Here is a 10886-nt window from a genome sequence, read left to right on the forward strand (position 1 = left end):
TGTAATGATTCATTTTCCCATTGAAATCAATGGCTTCAGGCACTTTTAAGACAGAATTTCCACGGAAGTTTTAGTCCTTTTCAAACGTAAAAAAATATTCGCAAAATTGGGTGCCTAATGTACTTTTGACACCCTAATCAATTTTAGTTGTTTAAAAGAGCGAAAACAAATTTTGACCAAGAATACAAGGCACTCCACTCTTTCCCTCAAAATCCACCTTTAAAACTTATACTCTCGGATATTGTTATTTTCTTATCATACTCCATATCCCCAAAGTAATCAATACAACTTTCTTACTATTAACACCATCCCTAAACGGTTACACATAACAATTCAATTTTACAATTTTACAGTCGCATCAATGCTATTTACTTAAGCTATTTATCATGCTCAAAACACACTCCACATGTGTGGACTGATGTGACAACAAATTTTTATATCTATTACAGCCTGATACCTGTTAATCCTCAAAAATAAGATTATTGATCCATTTCTTAGACCATACTCTGTAAAGTCCAATAGATACTTTAACAACTTCTTCTGTCAATGCCAGCATATATACATACTGAATTTCTAATTTCCACACGAAGCCACCTAAGAAAACTAAGGGTACGGCCACAAGCCATACTGCGCCGCCATCTAAATACATTGCAAACGTGGTATCGCCACCACTTCTTAAGATACCGACGATGATGAGCATATTCAGTCCCTTTATCACTGTTACTACAGCCAGTACTCGAATACAGTTTTGAATGTATGTGGCTACAAGTGGCTCGACTTGGAAAAAGCTTGCCAGTGGTCCTGAAGCAACAAATAAAATAACACTCATGCTTAGACCAATAATAACCATAATCTTCACCAACTTCTTTGCATAGTAAAAGACCTGCGTCATATCCCCTGTACCCATTTGATTACCTAGGATTACACCGGAAGCATTACCTAAGCTATAGATAAAGAAAAAAGTCATTTGCTCTATGGTTTTGGTAATACCCATAGCCGCCATTACAGATTCACCCATGCGACCATAGACCAAGTCATACATGGTAACACCAACTGCCCATATTAGCTCGTTAAAGATGACTGGCAATACTGTTTTTATATATTTTGCAAAAAAAATCTTATTAATATCTAGTAGTTCATTGAGTCGAGCCGCTGCTACTTCATTGTTACGATAGATGATACCCATAAGTAAAGCAAATTCCAATCCACGGGCAATAACCGTCGCAATAGCCGCACCTGATACACCAAGGGCAGGTGCGCCAAGATTACCATATATTAATACCCAATTGAGAAAGGTGTTGAGTATTATTGCAATTATGCTGATCTTCATGGGTAGCTTTACATTGCCCGTACTTCTTAGTATAAAAACATAGGCAAAAGTAATAGAAGTCGGTATATAACTGAATCCGATAATCCTCAAATAACTTGCACCTTCTGATATTGCACCGGGTTGATTTGTGAAGATTCTCATCACCATTTCAGGTACGAATAAGGCGGCTGTCGTAAACAAGAAAGCACCGCTTATGCCGAGCATGAGACATATCCCAAGCACCCTTCTGATGTTTTTTACATCCTTGACGCCCCAATACTGAGCGGTCAAAATAGATGAACCGCTACTGATGCCAAATAGAAAGAGAAAGAGTATAAAAAATAGCTTATTTGCTGCTGTAACACCTGCAATAGAGGCTGTACTGAGCGAACTAATCATAAATGTGTCAATTAGGTTTAATGAAGATGTGACAAGGTTTTGGAGTGCCATAGGCATCGCAATAGCAAATAGCTTTGCATAAAAATGTCTTCTCACATCGATATCACTTGCATGACTGGCATTTTCAATGATTTTTATTTCTTCAATAATTTTATTTTTGCGTTTTTTCATTTTTTTGTCTCTTATCCTTCATATTATTGGCTCGGCAGACTAAAACAGACATAAGCCTTCACTTATATCTGCTTCCTACCAAGTTATTATAACCATTTTATATTATGGCTTCATTTTTTATTTAACACTTAAAAATAATCAATGGATAGAACTGGCTTTTGATTCTTATAATACACCCGTGGGATTCTTTTTCCCAGCTGACAAACCACTTCATAATTAATGGTGTTCATATAGGAGGCTATTTCTTCTACAGATATATGTTGACCCTTCATCTCTCCAATGAGTACCACTTCATCACCTTCTTTAACACCTTCTATGTCTGTCACATCTACCATAAACTGGTCCATGCAAATACGTCCGATAACCGGAGCATAAGAACCGTGAATCAGCACCCGACCTTTTGATGACAGGGCCCTTGGGTAACCATCACCATAGCCTACAGGTATAGTGGCTACTATGGTTTTTCTACTGGTCACATACTTACCGCCATAAGAAATCGGCATGCCTTTATCCATTTCTTTGAGTAGAATAATATTGCTCTTAAGGGTTAAGGCTGGTTTAAGCTTAATGGATGTATGATTCACTTCATCTGAAGGATATAGGCCATATAGAGCAATTCCAACGCGTACCATATTAAACTCAGCCTGCTGCACTTCTATTAATCCTGCACTATTTGACATATGTATGTCATAGTATTCAATTCCTGCTTCTTTAAGTTTGGCGATAAAACTTTGAAAGACTTTTAACTGATTATGACTTATACTATGATCGGATTCATCTGCTCTTGAAAAATGGGTGAATATTCCTTCTATTTCAAGCATAGGTAATTTAGATATTTTTTTTATAACTTGTAGAGATTGATCGTCTGGCATAAAACCTATTCGACCCATTCCTGTATCTATTTTAATATGAATACGTGCCCTCTTACCCAACTGCATTGCGACTGCTGAAAGCTTTTCAGCCATATCTAAGCGAAAAACCGTTTGGGTGATGTCATGTTTGACCATATCGTCATAATCATCTTCACTAGTATATCCTAATACCAATATGGGACAATGTATTTTGTTTTTTCTAAGTAGAACGGCTTCATGAGAAGCTGCTACTGCAAAGGCATCTACACCTTCTTCACTTAAAGTTTTAGCTATAGGTATTGCGCCATGGCCATAGCCATCTGCCTTAATCACGCTACAAATCTTAGTGTCATCTGATAGATATTTTTTAATTTCTCTATAATTATGTATAATGGCGTCTAAATTGATTTCTGCTATGACACGCTGATAATGCCTCATCCATCTGTCTCCTTAATCTTCTATTCTTCTCTATTCTGACTATCTGTACTCATCATAATCTTTGGAATGGCATCTATTATATTATGAGCCATCAAACCATGTCGTCCTATATTTCTATATGCTAAATCACCCGATAAACTGTGTATGGCTACGCCTAAAACACCACTTTTAAATGGTTCTATACCTTGTCCAACAAGACTAGCTATGATGCCGGCCAGTACATCTCCTGAACCGGCTGTCGCCATGCCATCATTGCCGCAAAGATTAATACAGCAAAGACCCTCTTGATTACAGACCACCGTACGATGGCTTTTTAAAACTGTAATGACTTGATTGGATTTAGAAAATGCTTGTGCAAATTCCACTGTATTTTCATTAATCGCTTCAGTAGGGAATTTCGTAAGTCTTGACATTTCACCAATATGTGGCGTCATAATAATAGGCGCAGATGATTCTAAAAGAATATCAAAATTTGCAGAGAGCAAGTTAAGAGCATCCGCATCCATAATAATTGGTACATAGGGTTGTAAAAGTACAAAAGCCAAAAGATGTTGAGCTGATTCTGATTGTCCAAGTCCAGGACCAATAAGTACTGCATCATAGGATTCTATCTGTTGACTTACGGTTTCAATGGCTTTTTCTATACTTTCACAATCATCTTGATATGTTTTTATGATGGCTTCCGGCAATGCACATTGCAGGCTGATACGGCAGCTTTCATGGGTTAGAATCTCAACCAATCCAGTACCTGTCCTATATGCGGCCATGGCAGCCATATAAGCAGCACCCGACATATCTTTGGATCCTGCGATAATCAATACTTTCCCATATGTGAACTTGTGGCCATCGGTTTTTCTTGAGGGTAAGCGTCTTATCGTATCTTGATCAATGGTTTCGTATTCAAAAACAAAACCCTCCAACACTTTCTGCGGTATCCCTATGTCAACAACCTTGAGTCGTTCACTTGCTTTTGCACCTGGGTACAGGATATTGCCAAGTTTTGGTAAGGTGAATGTAACCGTCAAACTTGCCTTTACGCACGCGCCCATGATTTTTCCATTATCACTATTAACACCGGATGGTATATCTACACTAATGACATATGCCTTCTTTTTATTTATTCTCTCTATGACTTCTAGATAACCCTCAGAAACCTCACGATTGCAACCTGTACCAAAAATAGCATCCACAATAATATCACAGTTTTGAAATAAGTGATCTAATTTTTTTTCACTGCAAACTTCATACCAAAAAAGCCCGGTTTCAATATGAGCTAAACTATCGTACATAATTTTTGCATCATTTTTAAGATGTAAGGGATTGCCAACACCAAGAACTGTTACCTTTTCGCCCCTCTGAATCAAAATTCTGGCAATGGCAAAGCCATCTCCGCCATTATTGCCAACGCCACACACAACCAGTATTGACTTGCGATTTTTAGGGACCTCATCACACACAGCCATAGCTGCATGCTCCATTAAAACTATCCCAGGGATTGCATAATCTTTGATTGTTGTCTGATCCATCAGTGCCACTTGATTACTCTTTGCTACAATCATATTTCTCTCCCAATACAACAACGGAAACCATTGATTTCGTATGTGAAACTGTAATGTGCCATTTGTCGATTCCCATTTGCTTTTCCATCTCTTTTGCCTGTCCGTACAACTTAATATAGGGTCTTCCAAGTTCATTTCTTAATATTTCTACATCTTTTAGACCAAACTCTCTAAACCCTGTCCCAAAGACTTTGGTTACAGCTTCTTTGATAGAAAAATTTGCTGCAATGGTAGATGGGTTCATTTTTCTATCCCTAAATAGATTAAGTTCCGCTTTTGTAAAATATCTCATTAAAAATTTTGGCCTAGATACTGCTTTAAGGATTCGTTCTATTTCTATCATATCATTACCTATGCCAACAATCATTCTTCACCTCCGAAGTAATGTGCATCCAATTGTTCAATAACTTCTAAACCGGCTAAATCATGTATGAATTCATAAAGCCTTGTATTCTCTTCATCCAAATCTTCTTTTTTACCAACAAGTTCTTTGACTTTATCATGTATGGTCTGAATTTCAGATTCAAGTCTTCTTTTCTTTTCTTTATTATGTATCATACGCTCATAGAAAATAATCATGCTTTCTTTAAGCAAGGTTTGATTCACTTTTTCTATTTCATGAGGTAGTTCTTGTTTTCTCTTTTCATAGGCATCAAACTTACCATTAATCTCTTGAATATGCTTATGCTTTTTTTCCAGTTCCTTTGTGCCTTCTGCGTGCTTATCGTCAAAAGCAAGGGACATACCTGAAATGATGTCATCCATCATCTTTTTTTTCAAAGCTTTGTATGCTTTATATTCTGTATTAACCTTACCCTGTTCTTTTAATAGTTTGTTCAGTTGGCTTTCTAACGTTTTTATTTTATATGGTTTTTTACCGGTGAATAAACTATGCCAATTTTGATCAAGTACGACTATGTGTTCGGATTTCTTTATCTGTATGTGAGGTTTTTTATCCATCATGACAACTCCTAACATAGTATTTGATGGTTGCATTGTAGAATAGGAACGCTAAGATATTTGTAAAAAAAGATAGAAAAAATTCTAAGCTAAGTACCATCAGCTTCAAACCATTTCCTATCTCTTATTATAACTTGACTAAGTATTGAATATATTACAAGTATATTACATTTCAAACTATTACTCAGAATCCTTAATTCGATAAGACAAAGTCATCAGACTTTCTGATAAGTGAACATTTTCAACCACCACATCATAGTTATTAATCTGTAAATCAACAGGTGCAAAATTCCATATACCTCTAATACCCCATTCGCATAGATCATTGGCTATTGCAGGTGCTTTGGTTTTTGGGACGGTTAATATGGCTATATCAATGTTATTTTCAACAACAAACTCTTTAAGTTGATCCATATCTTGTACATCCATACCCCGAACAGATATTCCTACCAATCTTGGGTTGACATCAAAAAGTCCTTTTACAACAAAACCACGCTTTTCAAAATCTGTATAATTAGCTAAAGCCTGACCTAAATTACCGGAACCTATTATAATCACACTATAGTGATTCTCAAGCCCCAAAATCTTCGCAATCTCATTATACAGGTGACTTACATTATACCCATAACCTTGCTGACCAAACCCACCGAAATTATTTAAATCCTGACGGATTTGAGAAGCTGTAACATCCATACGTTGACTTAGTTCATTTGAGGAGATTCGAACGATATCATTCTCAAGTAGTTCTCCAAGATATCTATAATATCTAGGTAATCTTTTTATAACTGCTGTCGATATTCTCTTATCTGACATATCATGGCCCCCATTCTTCCGTATCTTAATACCATTATAGCTATTTGTTAAATAACTGTCAATTCTAATTAGTATATTGTTTATTTTGTACCTTACTTTCCTTTTTCTTTTCAATGGTTCTAATTAGTGGTATGATAATGTCGAAACACAGATAAAGAAAGGATACAATCATGATATTAAGTTGTAAAAATATTACTAAATCATTTATCGTAGATACCTTATTAAAGGATATTAATTTCATTATCAATGAAGGCGAAAAAGTAGCACTCATTGGAATCAACGGTGCCGGTAAAACCACGCTTTTCAGAATCCTTACCGGTGAACTTTTAGCTGATCGTGGTTCTGTCTATAAAGCTTCTGGTAAAACATTCGGCTATTTGAAGCAAAATGCATTATCCGATTCAAATCAGTCCCTTTACAAGACTGTTTACAATGCCAACGAGCAATTGGTTCATATAAAAAATGAACTTACCGATTTAGAAGAAAAAATTCATCTTCATGAAGGTGATCTTGATTTATTAGATAAACTTAATGAAGATTATGCTAAATTACGTCATCTTTTTGAATCCATTGATGGTTATCAATATGAAAGTCTAATCAAAGGTGTTTTAAAAGGTCTAGGTTTCTCACAAGACGACTTTGATCTTGAAGTGTCTAAACTATCCGGTGGTCAGAAGACAAGGCTGGCTCTTGCGAGAGAACTCATCTTAAATCCCGACTGTCTTATGTTAGATGAACCAACCAACCATCTAGATATGGATGCCATTCGCTGGCTAGAGGGATTCTTGCAATCCTATAAAGGTACCTTATTTATCATCTCTCATGATCGTTTTTTTCTTGATCAAATTGTAAATAAAACCATAGAGATTGAAATGGGTAAAGCCATTGAATACCAAGGCAATTTCTCTGATTTTATGAAAAAGAAGGCTCATATTAAAGAAATCCAAGCTAAACACTATGATCAACAACAAAAGACCATAAAGCAACAAGAAGATGTCATTAAGAAGTTACGTTCATTTAATCGAGAAAAGTCTGCTAAAAGAGCTGAAAGCCGTGAAAAACTATTAGAAAAAGTGGAACGTCTAGACCGACCTATGGAAGTTCAGGCTGATATGCATCTTCAATTAAAACCCCGTTATGAAAGCGGGCATGATGTTATGAAAGTCATAGACCTATGTAAATCTTTTGATCGTATAGAGCTTCTAGATCATATTCAGTTCGAAATAAAAAAAGGTGAGCATATTGCACTCATTGGTGATAACGGATCAGGTAAATCAACCCTTTTTAAAATCATCAATAAAGTTATGCAAGCCGATTCTGGTCAGATTCAGCTTGGTGCAAAAGTTAAAATAGGCTACTACGACCAAGAACATCAATTGTTAAACTCAGACAATACCTTAATTGAGGAAATATCTGACGCCTACCCTACACTCACGCAAGGAGAAATTCGTAACATCTTAGCTTCCTATCTTTTTAAGAGTGATGATGTTTTTAAGCATGTTTCAAAGCTAAGTGGTGGTGAAAAAGGACGCTTAACTTTAGTTAAACTCATGCTGAGTGAAGCCAATTTCCTGATTTTGGACGAGCCTACTAACCATTTGGATTTGATTTCAAAGAGTGTTCTAGAAAATGCGTTAATCGGTTATCAAGGTACGATCTTGTTTATATCTCACGATCGCTATTTTGTCAATCGTGTCGCCCATAAAGTCATGCATTTGTCCGAAAAAAAAATCAAAACCTATTTAGGTGATTATGATGAATTCTTAAGACAGCATGACATAAATGATTCAGAAGAAACAGCAATACTTTCAGAGATAACAACAGAAAACAAATCCAACTGGTTAGACGATAAAGCAAAAAAAACCGAAAGGCGAAGACTAGAAAACCTTCTTGAAAAAGCTGAATTGGACATTCACAGCCACGAAGAGCAAATAGAGAGTATCCATCAGCAACTCTGTCAAGAAGCCGTGTATACGGACCATGAAGCAGCTACTAGGCTCACTGAAGAGAAGTCAGTTCTTGAATCCTCTCTTGAGAAGTTATATGAATCATGGACGCAACTTCATGATGCACTAGAAAAAATAAAGACGTAGTGATTCTACGGATGGATTTTCATAGGATCCGTTGAGATAAAACTAAAAAAAGTAGCAACCTAAGACTTTCCTCCATGGTTACTACTTTTTAATACTATTAATTATGATCCATATCCAAAATCTGAACAATCTTTTTTTCACTAACATTCTTGGATGTATTCTTAATATGTATATTAGTCAGTTCACTGGCTATCTTATCATTACCGATTTTTAGCGCCTCTAGGATGGCTTTGTGTTCTTTAATAGAAGCTTTCGCTCGATCCACAGAAGACAAAGACGCTTTCCTTACCCGTTGCACATAATGATGAAAATCCGATAAAACATGTTTCATGATTTTGCTATTTGAAGCCTCGTATAAGATTTCGTGGAATTTGTTATCCAATTCGTATAATTGATCAATGTGACCTTTTTCAAGATGAAATTCTGATAAGTATACAACTTCCTCTAAATCATCAATCTGACTGGCTGTAATGTTCTCTGATGCCCATTTAGCACACAAACCTTCAATCATAGACCGTATAGCATAGATATCCTGAATGTCTTTTGCATTGATGCCAGTCACGATTGCACCTTTGTTCGGTATAATCGTGACCAAACCTTCAAGTTCTAGCTGTCTTAAGGCTTCTCTGACTGGTGTTCTGCTGACGCCTAGTTCTAAAGCGACCTGCAATTCTTTAATAGCCTCTTTATGCTTATAGCCACCTTTAAGGATGTCTTCTCGTATCTTGTGAAAAACACGACCCCTTAATGAGTATTTATCATTAACTTCCTCTTGAAGATTATAGCTATCCAATACGCGCCTCCAAAAAATATTTTTTTCTTATAATTTCTCTATGGTTTCCATGAGATAGTTTGCAAAATCTGCATTGGTGGCACCTGTATCTCTACCTGTCATCACCAATTTCTTTTCTGTTTGACCACAAATCTCAAGGGCTTTGAATAATTTATCTGCTTCCTCAGTATAACCAATATGGCTAAGTAACATAGCACCACCACGAACAACACTAGAAGGATCAGCATATATATCTCTTCCTTCATCCACCATTCTAGGTGCTGAACCATGAATGGCTTCGAACATTGCATATCTCTTACCAATATTGGCTGAACCGGCAGTACCTACGCCACCTTGAAATTCTGCTGCTTCATCCGTCAGAATATCACCATATAAGTTAGGAAGCACCATTACTTGGAATTGTGTTCTTCTATTTTTATCAATCAGCTTTGCAGTCATGATATCAATGTACCAGTCATCCATCTCTATACCTGGATATTCTTTAGCAACTTCTTTACATACGTTTAAGAATTTCCCATCTGAAGTCTTAATTACATTAGCTTTAGTCACACATGTAACACGTGTTTTTCCGTTCTTCTTAGCAAAATCAAAGGCTGCACGAGCAATTCTTTCGGCACCTTGTGTTGTAATAACTTTAAAGTCAAAAGCAATGTCTTCATCAATATGAATACCTTGACTTCCTAGTACATATGCTCCTTCTGTATTTTCTCTAAAAAACGTCCAGTCAATGCCCTCTTCTGGTACTTTAACTGGTCTTACATTGGCAAAAAGATCCAATTCTTTACGCATGGCTACATTAGCGCTTTCAATATTTGGCCATGGATCCCCTTCTCTTGGTGTCGTTGTTGGTCCTTTAAGGATAACATGACATTTTTTTAGATCTGCCAACACTTCATCTGGAATGGCTTTATTCACTTCTGCTCTTTTCTCAATCGTTAAACCTTCAATTACTCTAAACTCAACTTTGCCTTTTTTGACTTCATCCGCAAGCAAAAATTCAAGCACACGCTGAGATTGTGCTGTAATTACCGGACCAATACCGTCACCACCGACAACACCGATAATGATTTTGTCTAAGCTTTTGTAATCAATGAAGTCACCTTGTCCCTTCATTTTAGCCACTCTAGCTTTCTGATTGTTGACAAGTGTCTCAAAATGTTTCAAATAATCCATTTTATTACCTCCGTTTGATGCCATAATTGGTTTGATTTGTCGCATTAAAACGACCGCCTTTATTATAACATTTATTCTTGATGCTTCACCTATGCAGATTAATTAATAAACATGCAACTTTAGTATGATTGTATACAATCATACAGTTTTTGTCAAGCTGGCTGTTGTTTGTATTCCGTATTTTAACAGGTTAAATAGACAAAATTAACTGATATTTTACTTATCTTCTTTTAATTTATTTTTATTTTTCCACATTATCCACAGATTATGCACACTATTGCTAACTAATTATCTTTATGTATGTAATATGTAAATATTCTGTTAAGA

Annotated in this window: 9 protein-coding genes; 1 reads left to right on the top strand and 8 read right to left on the bottom strand. The window is 36.2% G+C overall.

Features of this window, described 5'->3' with window-relative positions:
• Positions 1-460 precede the first annotated feature (460 nt).
• The 6 genes from AC6F8J_RS07565 to AC6F8J_RS07590 form a co-directional block, all read right to left on the bottom strand.
• The gene (locus tag AC6F8J_RS07565; protein WP_500722189.1) at positions 461-1879 is read right to left on the bottom strand and encodes an MATE family efflux transporter; all 1419 of its coding nucleotides are present in this window, start codon (positions 1877-1879) and stop codon (positions 461-463) included.
• A 128-nt stretch (positions 1880-2007) separates the two neighbouring features.
• Positions 2008-3168, bottom strand: coding sequence for an alanine racemase (gene alr, locus AC6F8J_RS07570; RefSeq protein ID WP_500722192.1), 1161 nt, complete (start codon positions 3166-3168; stop codon positions 2008-2010).
• Positions 3169-3188: 20 nt separating this feature from the next.
• Positions 3189-4727, bottom strand: a complete 1539-nt coding sequence (locus AC6F8J_RS07575) for an NAD(P)H-hydrate dehydratase (protein WP_500722195.1) — start codon at positions 4725-4727, stop codon at positions 3189-3191.
• Complete coding sequence (gene acpS / locus AC6F8J_RS07580; protein ID WP_500722197.1) at positions 4708-5094, bottom strand: holo-ACP synthase; 387 nt, start codon at positions 5092-5094, stop codon at positions 4708-4710. The genes AC6F8J_RS07575 and acpS overlap by 20 nt, the downstream gene beginning before the upstream one ends.
• Complete coding sequence (locus tag AC6F8J_RS07585; protein WP_500722199.1) at positions 5091-5687, bottom strand: hypothetical protein; 597 nt, start codon at positions 5685-5687, stop codon at positions 5091-5093. The genes acpS and AC6F8J_RS07585 overlap by 4 nt, the downstream gene beginning before the upstream one ends.
• Before the next feature lie 180 nt (positions 5688-5867).
• Complete coding sequence (locus tag AC6F8J_RS07590; RefSeq protein ID WP_500722202.1) at positions 5868-6500, bottom strand: redox-sensing transcriptional repressor Rex; 633 nt, start codon at positions 6498-6500, stop codon at positions 5868-5870.
• A gap of 170 nt (positions 6501-6670) precedes the next feature.
• On the opposite strand from AC6F8J_RS07590, the gene AC6F8J_RS07595 reads away from it, so the two are divergent.
• The gene (locus AC6F8J_RS07595; RefSeq protein ID WP_500722205.1) at positions 6671-8593 is read left to right on the top strand and encodes an ATP-binding cassette domain-containing protein; all 1923 of its coding nucleotides are present in this window, start codon (positions 6671-6673) and stop codon (positions 8591-8593) included.
• A 97-nt stretch (positions 8594-8690) separates the two neighbouring features.
• On the opposite strand, the gene AC6F8J_RS07600 is transcribed toward AC6F8J_RS07595, so the two are convergent.
• Positions 8691-9386, bottom strand: coding sequence for an FCD domain-containing protein (locus AC6F8J_RS07600; RefSeq protein ID WP_500722208.1), 696 nt, complete (start codon positions 9384-9386; stop codon positions 8691-8693).
• Positions 9387-9413: 27 nt separating this feature from the next.
• A complete protein-coding gene (locus AC6F8J_RS07605) occupies positions 9414-10604 on the bottom strand; it encodes an isocitrate/isopropylmalate family dehydrogenase (protein WP_500722211.1) in 1191 nt (396 codons plus the stop codon).
• Between the last annotated feature and the right edge of the window lie 282 nt (positions 10605-10886).

This window comes from Petrocella sp. (assembly GCF_059865615.1).

Coding starts and splice junctions, on each gene's coding strand:
- AC6F8J_RS07585 (WP_500722199.1), bottom strand. CDS start 5,687: ATGGATAAAAAACCTCACATACAGATAAAGAAATCCGAACACATAGTC.
- AC6F8J_RS07605 (WP_500722211.1), bottom strand. CDS start 10,604: ATGCGACAAATCAAACCAATTATGGCATCAAACGGAGGTAATAAAATG.
- AC6F8J_RS07575 (WP_500722195.1), bottom strand. CDS start 4,727: ATGATTGTAGCAAAGAGTAATCAAGTGGCACTGATGGATCAGACAACA.
- alr (WP_500722192.1), bottom strand. CDS start 3,168: ATGAGGCATTATCAGCGTGTCATAGCAGAAATCAATTTAGACGCCATT.
- AC6F8J_RS07590 (WP_500722202.1), bottom strand. CDS start 6,500: ATGTCAGATAAGAGAATATCGACAGCAGTTATAAAAAGATTACCTAGA.
- acpS (WP_500722197.1), bottom strand. CDS start 5,094: ATGATTGTTGGCATAGGTAATGATATGATAGAAATAGAACGAATCCTT.
- AC6F8J_RS07565 (WP_500722189.1), bottom strand. CDS start 1,879: ATGAAAAAACGCAAAAATAAAATTATTGAAGAAATAAAAATCATTGAA.
- AC6F8J_RS07595 (WP_500722205.1), top strand. CDS start 6,671: ATGATATTAAGTTGTAAAAATATTACTAAATCATTTATCGTAGATACC.